Origin of the sequence: Anaerococcus tetradius ATCC 35098, from assembly GCF_000159095.1 — a bacterium.
Lineage (GTDB): Bacteria > Bacillota > Clostridia > Tissierellales > Peptoniphilaceae > Anaerococcus > Anaerococcus tetradius.
Genome location: NZ_GG666297.1, coordinates 230355 through 245868, shown reverse-complemented (window position 1 = coordinate 245868; position 15514 = coordinate 230355). Strand labels below are relative to the sequence as shown.

13 protein-coding genes are annotated in these 15514 nt (G+C 34.2%); 1 reads left to right on the top strand and 12 read right to left on the bottom strand.

Annotated features, from left to right (window positions below; genetic code table 11):
* Position 1: 1 nt before the first annotated feature.
* The 8 genes from ldhH to HMPREF0077_RS06410 form a co-directional block, all read right to left on the bottom strand.
* A complete protein-coding gene (gene ldhH, locus HMPREF0077_RS06445; protein ID WP_004837193.1) occupies positions 2–2161 on the bottom strand; it encodes an L-lactate dehydrogenase (quinone) large subunit LdhH in 2160 nt (719 codons plus the stop codon).
* A 31-nt stretch (positions 2162–2192) separates the two neighbouring features.
* Positions 2193–2741 carry a LutC/YkgG family protein gene (locus HMPREF0077_RS06440; RefSeq protein WP_004837192.1) on the bottom strand — a complete coding sequence of 183 codons (549 nt, stop codon included), beginning with the start codon at positions 2739–2741 and terminating at the stop codon, positions 2193–2195.
* A gap of 39 nt (positions 2742–2780) precedes the next feature.
* On the bottom strand, positions 2781–3947 hold the full coding sequence (locus tag HMPREF0077_RS06435) for an ArsA family ATPase (RefSeq protein ID WP_004837191.1): 1167 nt from the start codon (positions 3945–3947) through the stop codon (positions 2781–2783).
* Complete coding sequence (locus HMPREF0077_RS06430) at positions 3928–5121, bottom strand: ArsA family ATPase (RefSeq protein ID WP_004837190.1); 1194 nt, start codon at positions 5119–5121, stop codon at positions 3928–3930. The genes HMPREF0077_RS06435 and HMPREF0077_RS06430 overlap by 20 nt, the downstream gene beginning before the upstream one ends.
* A 21-nt stretch (positions 5122–5142) precedes the next feature.
* Positions 5143–5886 carry an LrgB family protein gene (locus tag HMPREF0077_RS06425; protein WP_004837189.1) on the bottom strand — a complete coding sequence of 248 codons (744 nt, stop codon included), beginning with the start codon at positions 5884–5886 and terminating at the stop codon, positions 5143–5145.
* Between the two features lies 1 nt (position 5887).
* The gene (locus tag HMPREF0077_RS06420) at positions 5888–6235 is read right to left on the bottom strand and encodes a CidA/LrgA family protein (protein WP_004837188.1); all 348 of its coding nucleotides are present in this window, start codon (positions 6233–6235) and stop codon (positions 5888–5890) included.
* A gap of 498 nt (positions 6236–6733) precedes the next feature.
* On the bottom strand, positions 6734–7657 hold the full coding sequence (locus HMPREF0077_RS06415) for a P1 family peptidase (protein ID WP_004837187.1): 924 nt from the start codon (positions 7655–7657) through the stop codon (positions 6734–6736).
* Positions 7657–8343 carry a hypothetical protein gene (locus HMPREF0077_RS06410; RefSeq protein WP_004837186.1) on the bottom strand — a complete coding sequence of 229 codons (687 nt, stop codon included), beginning with the start codon at positions 8341–8343 and terminating at the stop codon, positions 7657–7659. Before HMPREF0077_RS06410 ends, HMPREF0077_RS06415 begins: the two co-directional genes overlap by 1 nt.
* Positions 8344–8684: 341 nt before the next feature.
* Here HMPREF0077_RS06410 and HMPREF0077_RS06405 point away from each other — a divergent pair, with 341 nt between their 5' ends.
* A complete protein-coding gene (locus HMPREF0077_RS06405) occupies positions 8685–9782 on the top strand; it encodes a sortase (RefSeq protein ID WP_040349527.1) in 1098 nt (365 codons plus the stop codon).
* Positions 9783–10086: 304 nt separating this feature from the next.
* Here HMPREF0077_RS06405 and HMPREF0077_RS06400 read toward each other — a convergent pair whose 3' ends face one another.
* The 4 genes from HMPREF0077_RS06400 to pflB all read right to left on the bottom strand — a co-directional run bounded on the left by HMPREF0077_RS06400 (position 10087) and on the right by pflB (position 15166).
* The gene (locus HMPREF0077_RS06400) at positions 10087–11325 is read right to left on the bottom strand and encodes a YkvI family membrane protein (RefSeq protein WP_004837184.1); all 1239 of its coding nucleotides are present in this window, start codon (positions 11323–11325) and stop codon (positions 10087–10089) included.
* 178 nt (positions 11326–11503) lie between these two features.
* Complete coding sequence (locus HMPREF0077_RS06395; RefSeq protein ID WP_004837183.1) at positions 11504–12178, bottom strand: Crp/Fnr family transcriptional regulator; 675 nt, start codon at positions 12176–12178, stop codon at positions 11504–11506.
* Between the two features lie 9 nt (positions 12179–12187).
* On the bottom strand, positions 12188–12907 hold the full coding sequence (pflA, locus tag HMPREF0077_RS06390) for a pyruvate formate-lyase-activating protein (protein ID WP_004837182.1): 720 nt from the start codon (positions 12905–12907) through the stop codon (positions 12188–12190).
* Positions 12908–12919: 12 nt separating this feature from the next.
* Positions 12920–15166, bottom strand: a complete 2247-nt coding sequence (pflB, locus tag HMPREF0077_RS06385) for a formate C-acetyltransferase (protein ID WP_004837181.1) — start codon at positions 15164–15166, stop codon at positions 12920–12922.
* Positions 15167–15514 lie beyond the last annotated feature (348 nt).

Sequence of the window (15514 nt, the reverse complement as noted above, 5' to 3'; positions counted from 1 at the left end):
TTTAGATGAGTCCTCTCTTTTCAGATATAATTTCTGAAGTGTGTTTAACCTTAATATCTAAGCCTTCTGCCTCAAGACCGCCCCTAATTTGCATCATACAACCAGGACAATCCACAGCTACAACATCTGCTCCAGATTTTTTAATGTTTTCAATTTTGTTCTTTAGGATTTTTGAAGAAATATCTGGATATAAAACATTGTAAGATCCTGCGAATCCACAGCAGTTGTCGCTATCTTCCATTTCTACAAATTCTACACCGTCGGTATTCTTTAGTAGATCTCTTGGTTGTTCAAATACTCCCAAGGTTCTCTTTAAGTGGCAAGAATCATGATAGGTTACCTTGATATTTTTGCCATCTCCATGATTTTCGCTATCGTCTATTTCGTGGAATAGCTTACAGAAATCTACACACTTAGATCCCAAGATTTCTGCTCTCTTGTACATCTCGCTACCTTCTTCGAAGAAAGTCTTGTAAGATTGAAGTTGGTGGGTACATGATGGACAAGCAAGAAGGATGTAATCATATTTTTCTGCATCCATAGCCTTGATGTTAATTTCGGCTTCTTTTCTAGCATTTTCCACATCACCCATATTGCTTGCAGGACAACCGCAGCAAGCTTGACCTTGTGGGAATTCAACCTTATAGCCAATTGAGTTCATATTCTTAACTAGTGATTTGGCAGTATCGACATACACAAAGTCTAGTAAACAACCTGCAAATAAGGCAACTGTTCCCTTAGGATTTTTGACATCTTGTTCGATAAGATCAAAGATATCTCTTAATGGAACTTTTGCAATACTTGGTAGGACCTTTCCTCCAGTCATGCCTGAAACAAAATCAGGTAAGTGCCTAATCATAGTTCCACCCTTGCTAAATGGTTCTTGAGCTATTGAAGCAATTCTTAGTAGTGAGTGGAAGAGTTTCCTATCTGTAACAGCATCTAGGGCGAATTTCTTGATAGGATTTGGATTATTCTTTACATTTTCTTCTCTTATTCCCATTATCATTTGGGCAATTGGAAGACCACCACCGCAAACTTCATTACATCTACCGCATTGGAGACATACACTTTCGATTTCACTTGCTCTATTTTCATCTATTAGGAAGTGGGTTAGTAGGGTACCAATTCCTCCAGTATAGACATTAGAACCATAAACGTGACCACCAACTAGGGCAAAAGCTGGACAAATGTCTAGACAAGCACCACATCTGATGCAGTTAAAGATTTCTCTATATTCTTCTTCAGCTAAAATTTCTCTTCTTCCTGGATCATCTAATATTAGACAATAAAATCCCTTATCTTCTTTAGTGTCATTTTCTTTATCTGTAACAACTTCACAAGCACCTGTGTACATAGATAAGTAAGAAGTTATTCTTTGTGCAGTACCATTACGTGGCAAAGCCTTGAAAATCCATCTAGCATCTGATATAGAATTTACGAATTTTTCAATACCAAAGATATATAGATGATTTTTAGGTAGGGTTCCAACCATCCTACCATTACCTTCATTTGTCATTGTAAAGACTGTTCCTGTTTCAGCTACAGCAACATTTGCTCCTGAAACACCCAAGTCGGCGTTAATGAATTTATCTCTCATAACCTTTCTTGCTGTCTTTACTTCTTCAGATATTATTGGCTCGTGGTTGGTCTTTGTATAATCTGAAAATAAATCTGCTACTTGTTCCTTATTTAAGTGAAGAGCAGGCATTACCATATGTACTGGTGTATTATGTTCTAGGGAAATGATAAATTCGCCAAGGTCAGTTTCTTGACACTCTACTCCATTTTCAGCAAGAATATGATTAAAATGTATCTCTTCTGAGCACATTGATTTAGATTTTACTGCTGACTTAATATTTTTTTCTTTGATGAAGTTTTTAACCCATTCAGCTGCTTCTTCCTTGCTCTTAACTACAACAACATGTCCGCCTCTTTTTTCGCAATTTTTAGTAAACTCTGCGATCATTTGATCAACATGTTCAGCAGCATAAGATTTTACCTTCTTAATAGTTTGTTGAGTATTCTTAAAATCAACTCCAGCATAAGAATTTAGTCTTCTTTGTGGATATGTTTTACAGAAATTTCCTAAAGTTCTACCCAAGGTCGCATTATCTAACGCATCCTTTATCTCGTCTTTTAAACTTACACTATCAACCATATTTTTCTCCTCATAAATTTAGATCTTTAAACTATAAGTCTGTAACTATAACTACGCTCATTTGTAAAGGTCCATGAACACCAACAGTACCAACACATTCAATATCTGCTGTTCTAGAAGGTCCTGTTATAAAACCGACATATTTAGGAAATGGTTTAAGCTCAGCAAGTTTGTCAAACATATCATCGTATGTTTCCACAATTGTTGATCCATTAACTATGCCTATATAATATTCTGGCATAATAGCCATTAATCTATTATCTATATCATCACTGGCTTGAATTAAAGAACCAAGTTCAGCTATACCATAGGCAACTTCTGTAATCCCACCCTTATCGGTTTCGCTATTTAATCTGATATGATCACTATGTACTTGGATACCATTATCCATAAGCACCTTACTTAAACCTGCTGTTTTAGCTAGGTCTGTTTCAAGCATACAAGTTGAATCAATGCCATTATCCTTATAAATCTTTACAATGGTTTCTGCCAAATTAGCTTTATCTGTCTTATAGCAAGTACCATTGACAGCCTCTAGGTTTTTGGCAAAAGTATCAAATAATTCCAATCTACTCTCCATTATTTAAAACCTCTCAATATTAGAATTTTTTCTACAATTTCAGTCATAATCCATTACAATTCTCAACTTATTATCTTTCAGTGAAAATGAACTTATTTTCCTGGAAGACACACTATCTGGCAATTTAAATCTCCTTTTGAAATTTAGATATGAAATTTCCAAATCATTTCCTATCTTTTCTACACTCACCTCCTTTTCACTAGCCTCTTTAATATCTATAGAAACTATTTTGCTAGCTTTATCTTGTATAATCTCGAAAACCTCGTAATCCACAAAAACATCTTCTAGCTTATAGTTAGCAAATACCTTATCGTGTAGAATATTTAAGGCTTTTATGCCAATCACTTCATCATCTTGTAAAGAAAGTTTGATTATTTCCTTATCAAAGAAATAATCTTCGATTCTCTTTATATTTTCTCTTTCTTCATCTAACAAATTAGCATAGCTTGTATTCTTGAGCTGGTCAGGAAAAATCATATTAATAAATACTAAATCCGTAGTAAAACCATAAAGATTAGCTAGGCTATAAGTTCTAAAGGCTTCATTGGCTATAACCCTATTCGCCTTACTTACAAGCCTTATACTTGTAATCTTCTTATCTCTAAGAATCTCTTCAAGCTCGTATAAATCCTTAGACAATTTTATAAACTCATCAAAGACTATGTCCTTGGGTTTTTTAACTTCTGTTTTTTTCTCAATAAAGCCCCCAAAAATATTGTTAAATCGCTTTAAGGTCGGTAGAAGATTATCAGCTAAGTTCTTTAGCTTTTCACCAGTTGATAAAAACGATATAGTTTCTCCACTGGGTCCACAATCAACTACTAGGGCTTCATATTTTCCTTCTTTATAAATTTCTAAAATCTTTAGCAGGCAAAAAATATCATCTAGACCTGGCATAAGTAAGAGTTCATCAGTCTGAACATCATCCATTGCATTATTCTTAATAATTTCTCTTAAATAAGAATTTAACTTACCCCAAGCCTTCTTGCCCTCAACTAAAGGATTTATTTCTAGTGCATACAAATTTTCATCTATTAGTCTTGCTTCGTTTGATAAAGGTTTTCTAAATAAATCACTAAGGCTATGAGCTGTATCACTACTAACAACAAGAGTTTTTAATCTCTTTGAGATATTTATGGCTGTAAGAGCAGATAGGGTAGTTTTACCAACACCGCCTTTGCCCGTATTAATTATAATTCTCATCATTTTGCCCTGGATCCTCCTTATCCAAATAAATCATAAGCTTAGAAGCTTCTATATGATAATTAGATAGAGTTGAATCTTTTAGGATATTAGGAAGACTTATAATTCTTCTTACATCCTTTATCCTAATATTTAAGTCAAGACCATTCTTTAAAACTTCAACATCATCCACATCACCGACATATATGTTGATTAGATAAGTACCTTTTTTCTTTTCAATAATATATGTATCTGGCATAGACTTAATTTCTATAAGTTTATCATTATTTTCTATTTTCATAGCGAATTTTTCTAAATCATGAAGATTTCTCATATCCTCTTTCATCAAGTTGATTTTGAAAATAGGAACATCGTAGAAAATTTTATCAATGAGATTAAGATTTTTATTTTGAATCTCTAATCTTTTTTTAATAAATTCACTTCCATCATCCTCATAGAGTCTATTTACGAAAAATCCATCTACATTGTAATCAAAAAGCCTAAGATATGATAAATCTCTCTTGCTTTCTTCTATAACCATTTTTTCGGCAAGACCTACTAGCCTAATGGTCGAAATATTTGGATCCTTTAAGATATTAACTAACTTTAGCAATCTTTTATAAATAACTTCTAACTGGCCTAAAGAATCTTCACTAGGTAAATCAATCTTATACTTATATTTTGAAATAGGCCTTAGGCCCCTTATGACCTTCTTGCCAACTCCAAAAAATTTCTCCAAATACCAAGAAAGCATCTCAGGAAATTTCAAATAAGCAAAAGTAGAAGCAGAAGCTGGACAATCGACTATAATATTTTCATAATCGTAGTTCTCATAGATGGCTAAAATCTCAAGTAAGGTTAAAATATTAACAATAAAGGGCATATCGAAACTCGAACTATATTGTAAGCCTGCTATATCAGCCCTATTAAAGCCATCTGCTAAGTTAGTCTTAATCTTAGGAAACTTTTCCTTCAAAATTTTAGAACTATCTAGTTCTATGGCAGTCAAATTTTCTTTAATCTCCCTAAAATCTCCAGCTATTTTGATATCGAATACATCAGATAAACTGTGAGCTGTATCTATACTTATCAAAATAGTTTTGATATTACTTCCTGCGGAAATGAGTGAAGTGGCACTAGCTATGCTAGTCTTGCCAACTCCCCCCTTTCCTGTGTACATGAATATTTTTTTAGGCATTTAATTCACTTACTTACAGTTTTATCCAATAAATAGCATTACAAAGATAGGCATCAAGATTACTGTACAAATACCAGCTATAGCGATAGATAAACCACTCATAGCTCCTTGAACTTCACCCATCTCTATGGCTTTTGATGTTCCCATAGCGTGGCTTGATGTACCAATTCCAACACCCATAGCAACAGCATCTTTTACTTTCATTATTTTCATAACGGTAGGTGCAAAGATTGCTCCAACAGTACCTCTTAGGATAACTGTTATTGTTGTTATTGCCGCATAGGTCTTGATTGTTACATCATCTGTTATAAACTTACCTACATATTCTTCTGTTAGAGACTTGGCAATTGGTGTTGTTACTGATTGTGGCATCATAGCAAGAGTAAGCTCCTTATCAAAACTAAATACTTTTGATAAGAGATAAGCTGAAATTATAGCTACTATTGATCCTACAATAACTCCTATCAGGATTGGTAGAAGATTAGCCTTTAATCTGTCTATATTTTTATATAAACTTACTACCAAGGCAACTGTTGTAGGTGCTATTAAAAATGATATGTATTTACCACCCTTGTTGAAATTGTCATAGCTTATGCCTGTCAATTTCAAAAATGCTATAGAAAAAACTATGGCTAGTAGAAGGGGATTTAGAATGGCAATTTTTGTTTTTTTGTTAATTATCATGCCGATTCTAAACATTACTATACTGAGGATTATCCCAAAGAAATCATTGTCCGCTAAATATGTATTTAAAATCTCACTCATCTTATTTCCTCGCTTTTTGTACTAATTCAACAACCTTAGCTGTTACTGCCATTGTTATTAGGCATGATATTGTCATTACTATCAAGATTTTTATAGCATTGTCTTTTATAACATCAAATTGAACCATTAGACCAACTCCAAGTGGGGTGAAGGTAAAGGCTAGGATTGATGTCAAAAAGCTAGATGTAGATTGAATATCATCCAATTTAACAAGCTTACTTACTAGGGCTATGAATAAGAAAATCATACCAAAAACTGGTTCAGGAATTGGAAGGCCAGTAACTTTTTTTGCTATAAAGCCTAGCAATAAGAAAAACAACAAGTAACAAAATTCTTTCAAATATTTCATATAAACTCCTCTTATATTTAATTAGTAACAAATTTGCTCAATTATTGATAAACAGCCGACATAAATTATTTCCTTCTTACCTCCTTTCGATATTTCTTTAAAGTTTACTCTAAAGAATCAGCCGCAAGTCTAGTGATAACGTTTATCAATTGAAGTCAGAACTCAAAGCCCTAACAAGAAAACAATACAAAAGATGAAATTGATACAAGCTATAACCTTTCTATTCTTCCTTCATAATCCTTGCTAATACGCCAAAGTATCGACTTTAATCATTTACTTTTATCACTAATTATTTCCTACATTAAGCTAAGAGATTTATTGGGTTTATTATAGCATGTTTGAAAATAAAAGAAAAGGTTTTTTTGTGAAAATCTAAGTTTGTTTTTGTCATAAATTATAAGTTTTGATAAAGTATTTGACAATTTTTGTAATAAAAAAGCCTATCTTATTTAATTAAGATAAGGCTTTTATGGTAGTTTTGCTCAATTTTATGAAAAATTATTTTTTAGAAAAATAAATTGCATTAGCTATAGCCATGCTCATGACCTCCGCAGCCATAGCTCCTACTAAATTTATATCTGCTTTGATTTTGTTGGTGGCTAGACTAAAGATAGTATCGCCATCCATTAGGGTGTGGACAGGATTAATACTTCTAGCATAACCATCGTGGGCCATGCCTGCTATTTTGGTTAGCTCTGTCTTATTAAAGCTTGCATTTGTTGCAACTATACCTATTGTAGTATTGGTTGGCTTGACATCCTTAAAGGAAGCTAGAATTTTATCTATAAAATCCATAGTCCTTAGCATTTTTCCATCTACCATTGGACCTGCCAGCTGAATTTGTTTGCCGTAGTCGAAAACATCTCCTAGGGCATTTACTGCGACCATGGCAGATACTACTAAGTCTCCCCTTCTTATTGATGCTTGACCTAGACCTGACTTTACTAAATGATCTGCACCTAGGCCCTTAGCAACTGTCGCTCCTGTTCCTGCTCCTATAATGCCCTGGCTTTTATCTTCATAACTTGCATTTTTGTAGGCTTTTTCTGTCATAGCTTCATTAGGTCTAGCATGAGGGTTCTTGTAGGCAAGGTCGAATAAGACCGCCTGGCAAACTATAGGAACTATGCCAACTCCGACATCAAAGCCTAGACCATCTTTTTCTAAGAGTTTCATGAGAACTGATCCTGCTTCAAGGCCATAAGCAGACCCACCAGAAAGGATAAGGCCATTTACTTCTGAAACTTGATTTAGGGGATTTAGTAGGGCAATTTCACGACTTCCAGGTGCTCCACCCCTTACATCGACCCCACAAGTATTGCCCTTATCAGGAAGAACTATGGATAGACCACATCCCCCTTCCATATCCTGGGCATGACCTAGCCTAAGCCCTCCTACATCTGTCAAATATCCGTCATACATCAGTGGATATCCTCATTTCTGTAAGCATCCATCATAGAAGCAAATACTTCTGCACTTGATGGTGGTGTATAGGAAATTGCATTGGCTCCGGCTTCGATTGTTTTAAGTATTTGTTCGCCATTCTTTCCACCTGTTGCAATAATTGGAAATTCATCGCCTATATTTCTTCTGATTTCTCTAACCAAGTCAGCTGTGTATTTGCCACCAGATACATTTAAAATTTCTGCACCAGCTTCAATTTTTCCCATATAGTCATTCTCAAAGCTAACTACTGATGCGATAACTGGAATGTCTATAAAATCCGAAATAGATTTGATATCCTCATTAGGGATTGGTGAATTAACTACAACCCCGTAGGCTCCTGCAAGCTCTGCTTCAATTGCTATGTATTTTGATCTTAGGCCCTTGGTTGTTCCACCACCGACACCAATAAAACATGGAACGTTAGAAACGTCAAGGATTGCTTGAGAAATTGAATTTTGAGGTGTGTATGGGTAGACAGCCATAATAGAATCTGCATTAGAATTTCTAATTATAGCCAAATCTGTCGTAAATAGTAAGGACTTGATTCTTTTTTCAAAAATCATGATGCCACTTGCCTTATATATTTCCTTGGGAACTGTTATAAATGATTTTCTAAGTTTGGAATGGACTTGAGGTATATATTTTTCCTTCTTCTCGCTCATCTTTCCCTTCTTTCTATTTTAAAATATAAATCTTTCAAATAATATTCTACAATTATAATGGATTTTTACAATATAATGGAGTTAAGAAGACTGGCTTAAAGCTTTTAGCTTTATAGAAGTAATTTTTATTTTTAAATATTATAGATTTATATTTTTCTATATAAACTATCTTAAAAAAAGTAGGCTGAAAAAGATTATCATTATTGACAAAGTCTTGATTTTTTATTATACTAAACTTAACTTATGTAGGGCTAGTGGGCAATATGTGTCATTTTATTTTTAGTTTTCTTAAAATAAATATAAAAACTTTTGTCCCAAGCCTACTTAGTAAAGGAGGAAATATGAAAATAAGTAAAAAAGTTAGCTTATCCCTAGCCTTATTGTTGGCTGTTAATTTCATGAGTTTAAGTGCTCCAACAAGTAAGGCAGATGAATCTATTAATATAGATGAAATAGAAAAAGTCCTAGATGAAATTGATAAAGATAAGGTAGAAAGCAAGGTCGATGAGAATAAAGCTCCTCAAGCTGACCCAAGCGAAAGTACCGAAAAGACTTCTTCAGCAAAGGATCCTGTGGCTGATGAAAAAGTAAAAAAGGCCAAAGAAGAACTCAAGGCCTACCTTGATGGTTTGGATGAGACTGCTATTGACAATCCTTCTATAAAGTTTGAAGGAGATAGCAGACAAGAGCTTAAAGACGCTGTTAAGAGAGCAAGGGACTTGCTTGAAGATAAAAATATTGATCAAGCAAAGCTTAGTGAAATGGAAAAAATTCCTTTCAAGAAAGTAAATGGAAAGAAACAAGGACTTCTCAGAAAATTTGCCCACAAGGCCTTGGTTGACTTTGAAGTTCTCGGTCAAAGAACAAAGACAAATCCACACAACAATAAGAATTATTCATCACTTAATGATAATAAAATATTTATTAAATCTAGCCTAAAGGGACTAAAGAAAGCTAGTGAAAATAAAAATCAATTTATCAAACTAAATTATGTTACTGATGAAGATTACAAGGCTGTCAAGGTAGATGGAGTTAGCTCTTCTACACCAAAATACAATAAACAAGAACTTCCTGAAGCTGATTATAAGCTTACAGAAGTTGATGGTGGATATGTAGTAGAAATCCTACATATGCCTGAAAATACTAAGTTTATTAAGCCTATAGTCCTCAAAAAACTTGCTGATGGAACATTTTTTGAAAATGGTGATCTAGTTTTTGCTATAAATGAGAGTCCAAAGCAAGATGAAAAGGCTGAAAATAAGGATAAGTCAACTGCTAAGGATAAAAAAGAAGAAAAGAAAGAACAAAAGAAGGAACAAAAGAAGGAAGATAAGAAAGCAGCTCCTAATTCTAAAACAGGTGTCGAATCTTCACTAGGACTTGTTTCCACTTTCTTAGCAAGCTCTTTAGCCTTCCTTGCTACAAAAAGAAAAAAATAATTCACACTCCTTTAATTGATAAATCAATCTATAAGAATTGTGACCTAAATCAAAGCTCAGAAATTATAGAATGTAAATCTTGTGGTGGGGTAAATGAAGTTAAGGATGATAAATACATCTGTCAATTTTGTGGCTCTCCCCTTAAATAATAAATTTAGCCCCTCTAGCAAAATCCATGCTAAGAGGGGCTATTATTTTTAACTTATTCTTATAAAAGCTAGGCTTTCTATAGGCTAGGTCTTAATTTAGCCGAATTTTCTTTATCATAGTAAAAATCCATAAGATAGAATAAGACAATACCTAGCTAATTTTCTTCTTCTATTTTTTCCATAACAGCTTCTTTGGATTTTTCTATCAAATCTTTGTTATCTATGTGCGATTTTTCAATTAATTTTTTTAATTTATCCTTATCTTCCCTACTATATTCCATAGAATCATCTAGTTTTTTTCTCATATAATGATTTATGGCAAATCTTCTTACATTCTCATATTTAATAGAAGTCCTCTCCCTATAATAGGCATAGACAAGTACAATTAACATAATCATTCCTGCATAGCCTATCAGAGGATAATATATAGAAACAAGCTTTTTAAAGCCTCCAAAGCTTAAAATATAGCCAGACAAGCTAATTCCTATAAGTAAAACCTTAAACTTCTTCTCATCTCCTCCAGCAAATCTGCGTGCCAAGGCATAGAAGAGTGAAATTCCTGTTTTAAAAATCATGCCGAAAATCACAAGAGCCATAAGAAATCCAAGGACTGGACTAAGATCTTCTATTATATAAAGCATAGGTATATCCAAAGATTTTACTTCATCAACCCTTATAAAAAGTGTAAGAACTATTAGGATTCCCAAAATTCCTACCAAAAGACCACCAAGGAGGCCTCCGATACCTGCCATGGCAGTGTTAAGTTCATCGCCACCCAAAACTAGGGCCATGGATACAGCTGTCATGATACACATACCAAAATAGTTGATTACAGTCAAACTTAGGCTATCGAAATTGCTGGGCAAGGATTTAGCTATTTGATTTAGACTCTGCCAATCGACCTTGTAATTGGTAAAGGTATAAATACTTGCAAGCAAGGTAAAAATAACAATAAGGGGTGTAAAAGATCCTATCACCTTACTAACCTTGTTAAAATCAAGCATGCCGACTCCGATGATTAGGCCTGTACAAATCACAGCCCCCAACCACCTAGGAGCACCAAAGGCTTGATTAAGATTAGAACCTGCTCCTGCTATCATTACAAAGCCTATGATAAAGCAAGTTAATATCAAAGATATGTCCATAAATTTACTTATAAATTTATTAGTTATTTCATCAAATACTTCCGAGTGGTCGCCCGCTAGATAGTGGCTACCTAGTTGTAAAAGTATACCTCCTATCAACATATGAAGGATAGCGACAATTGTTATGCCAACTATTCCTGATATGCCAAGACAGACAAAATATTGCATAAGTTCTTGACCTGATGCAAGACCGGCTCCCGTAAGTACGCCCACATAGGCAAGCATTATAGTAATTATTTTTTTATTCATAATTCCTCCGTTTTACCATAATACTTGTTTCAAATTTATTTTCAAACATAACTATTCTTATAGATTTATTTATTTTTAATAACATATAAAAAAAGAAGCTATTGTCTATGGATGATTTTTCATCGTCCCTAGAAAATTTTCTAAGAATGAAATGCTAATCCATAAGTTCAATAGCCTCTTAGTTGACAATTTTTCTCAAAGCTTCAATATTTTTTATAAGAATTTCTCCCTTTGCTAGTAACTTGATAAGACCCAAGTCCTCGAAGTAGGATAATTTTCTTGAAAGAGTTTCTCTTACAACGCCTGAATATGATCCAAGCTCTTCCCTATTTAGATAGCAGGTGATTATTTTTTCCTTACAACTTTTCCCATCATCTTCTGCAAGGTCGAGGAGGAGTTTTGCTACCTTCATATCCGCATTTAGACCAACTAGCCTATCTATAAGCTCCTCACTTCTTCTAATTCTTTTAAAAGACTGAGCCAAAATCTTGATTAGAATCTTGTTATTTTTTATCATGACATTAAAGAAATCTAATCTATGAATGTAAATAAGTTTACTTTTTGTAAGAGCCTTGGCCTCATATTGGTAGTTTTCGTTGGTTAAGAGATTATGAGCACCTACAAATTCTCCCTTGGAGTAGGTATAGAGAACTTGCTCTCTACCATCTGTCAGAAACATGGATATCTTTATGAAACCATCTACAATTATATACATATATTCAGCCAAATCGTTGTATCTGAATATTATAGTTCCCTTCTTGACTTCTTTTATTTCAACCTTATGGGTAAACTTATCTAAGTCCTCATCCGAGATATATTCTAACAGATCTATATTGTAAAATTCTTTTCTCATAGCCTCTCCTTAGCTAGATTTTAGCATAAAGTTGGCATAGTTTTCAAGCTCCTTGGCCTTTTGTTTATTCATCTGTGGCATATCTTTTAGGGGATAATCCCTATTTAGTTTTTTGTATTTTTCTACCCCTAGGGTGTGATATGGAAGTATCTCTATCTTGTCTATATTTTTCTTTAGGGGCTTAATAAATTCGACAAGCCTTTCCATATCTTCCCTTGTATCTGTAACTTGTGGCATCATAACATGTCTAATCCAAACCCTAGTATTGGTTTTTGATATTTGATACATGAATTTTACTAGAAGGTCTTGCTTAGCCTTTGTTATCCGCTCAAATTTTTCGGGGTCATAGTGTTTGATATCTAGGAGAAAAAGGTCTGCCTTCTGGGCAATCTCCTCGTAATATTTACTATCACCGATCCCAGATGTGTCAACCGTTACATGAATGTTTTCCTTATGAAGGGCATCTATTAGATCAACTAAAAACTTCCCATCATTCATCGGTTCACCACCAGAGATGGTAACCCCACCAGTATTTTTGTAATAGGGCTTCATTCTCTTTGCCCTATCTACAATTTCTTCTATTGTAATATCTCTTCCATAATTTGGGCTTTGAGTATCAGGATTATGGCAAAAAACACATCTAAGAGGACAACCAGATAGAAAAAACACAGTTCTAATGCCGGGTCCATCTACCAGTCCCATAGTTTCTATTGAGTGTAATTTCGCCATAATTTCTCCTATCTAAGCAAAGCTGTGGAAGGTTCTTTGAAGTACCTCTCTCTTTTGCTCATCACTTAATCTATTGAAGTGAACTGCATATCCAGAAACTCTTATTGTTAGGTTTGGATATTTGTCAGGATTGTGATAAGCATCTAATAGTTTTTCCCTTTGGAGGACATTTACGTTTAGGTGGAAGGCATCTTGACCGAAATATCCATCCATAATATTTACTAAATTGTCTATTCTAACTTCATTTTCTTTTCCTAAGGCGTCTGGGACTATTGTAAAGGTATTTGATATACCATCTTCACATACACATTCGTAAGGAAGTTTGGCTACTGAGTTAAGAGAAGCTAGGGCTCCATTTTCATCTCTACCATGCATTGGGTTAGCTCCTGGTGCAAATGGTTCTCCTGCCATTCTTCCGTCAGGTGTTGTACCTGTCTTTTTACCATACATTACATTGGATGTAATAGTTAGGGCTGATAGGGTAATCTTTGCATTCTTGTAAGTCTTGTGTTTTTTAAGCTCATTTGAGAAGTAGCTTAGAATTTCTACTGCTATTTCATCAACCCTATCATCATCATTTCCATATTTAGGGAAATCACCTTCTCTTTCAAAATCAACAGCAATTCCTTCTTCGTTCCTAATTGGTCTAACTTTCGCATATTTGATTGCAGATAGGGAGTCTGCTGCTATTGAAAGTCCTGCAACTCCTGTTGCTAGATTTCTCTTTACATAGGTATCATGGAGGGCCATTTGACCTGCTTCATAAGCATACTTATCATGCATGAAGTGGATAACATTTAGGGTTTTGATGTAAAGGTCAGCTACTTTTGATAGGACCTTTTTGTAATTTGCCATTACCTTATCATAATCTAAAACTTCATCTTCAATTCTTTCTATTCCATCAAAGACTTTGATAGATGAGCCATCCTTTGCCTTCTTCTTTTCTTCAACTCCACCGTTTATTGCATAAAGAAGTGATTTAGCAAGATTTGTTCTAGCTCCGAAAAATTGCATTTCTTTTCCAACTTCCATAGCAGAAACACAACAAGCTATTGCGTAATCATCTCCATACATATTTCTCATCAAGTCATCATTTTCATATTGGATAGAATCTGTTTTGATTGATACCTTAGAACAGAACTTCTTCCAAGCTTCTGGAAGTTTGTCAGCCCATAATACTGTCATATTTGGTTCTGGAGCTGAACCTAGATTTATTAAAGTGTGAAGGAATCTGAAGGCAGTTTTTGTAACCAAGGTCCTTCCATCTAGTCCCATACCACCAATAGATTCTGTTACCCAAGTAGGATCGCCACCAAATACTTCATCATATTCTGGGGTACGCAAGTGTCTAACCAATCTTAGCTTTATAACAAGTTGGTCAATTAGCTCTTGAGCACCTAGCTCATCAAGTATTCCTTCATCCAAATCCCTTTGAATATAAATATCCAAAAAGCTTGTGTTCCTACCAAAGCTCATAGCTGCACCATTGTTTTCCTTAACTGCGGCAAGGTAACCTAGGTATAAGAATTGAACTGCCTCTGTCGCATTAGTAGCTGGCTTTGAAATATCTATTCCGTACTTAGCCGCCATATTTTTAATTTTACCTAGGGCTCTTATTTGCTCACTAACTTCTTCCCTAAGTCTAATTGTTTTTTCAAGATTCTCTTCATCAATTTCGATTTTATCAAGGTCTTTTTTCTTTTCCTCAACTAATCTATCAATACCATAAAGAGGGATTCTCCTATAATCACCGATTATCCTACCACGTCCATAGGCATCAGGTAAGCCTGTAAGAAGACCAACAGTTCTGGCTGTTCTCATATCCTTTGTATAGGCATCAAAAACTCCCTCGTTATGAGTTTTCCTAAATTCTTTGAAAGTCTTCTCCAAAGTAGGATCCATCTTTTGACCATAGGCTTCTAGTGATTGCTCAACCATCCTATAGCCACCATAAGGATTAACTATTCTTTTTAAAACTTCATCAGTTTGTAGACCAAAAATAACTTCATTGTCCTTATCAATGTAGCCAGCATCATAGCCGTCTATAGATGAAAACCTTGAGGTGTCTGCATTTCTATAATTATCTATGATTTCCTTGTTGATTAATCCCTCAACTTCTCCCCATAGATTTTTAGTTTTTTCAGAAACTCCCTCTAAGAAAGAATCATCTCCCTCGTAAGGACTATAATTTGCTTGGATGAAATCACGAACATTGATTTCTTCTTTCCATTTACTACCTTTAAAAGCTCTATGTGTCATAAAATTCTCCTTTTATTTTCTATCTTGACTTCATTATAAGAGTAAAACACCCTTGTGTATGTGACCTAAGTCACAAATGAAAATTTTTTTAGTTTTTCATTTGCCTATTTTTTAATCCCTAACAATTTCAAGAGAAGTAAAGATTATTAGAAAATTTTTGGCTCTTTGTCAAATCGTGTTGGTAAATAAAAATCAACCAAATTCTTAATCAGGGGTAGAAATTTCTATCCCTGATTTTTTTAACTAGCTAATAAATTTCTGGTAATGAATATTCTTGTTCTAAAATTAGCAAAATTACTGTAACCAAATGCTATTCTCTTTAAGACTTTTATGAAGTTGTTAACACCC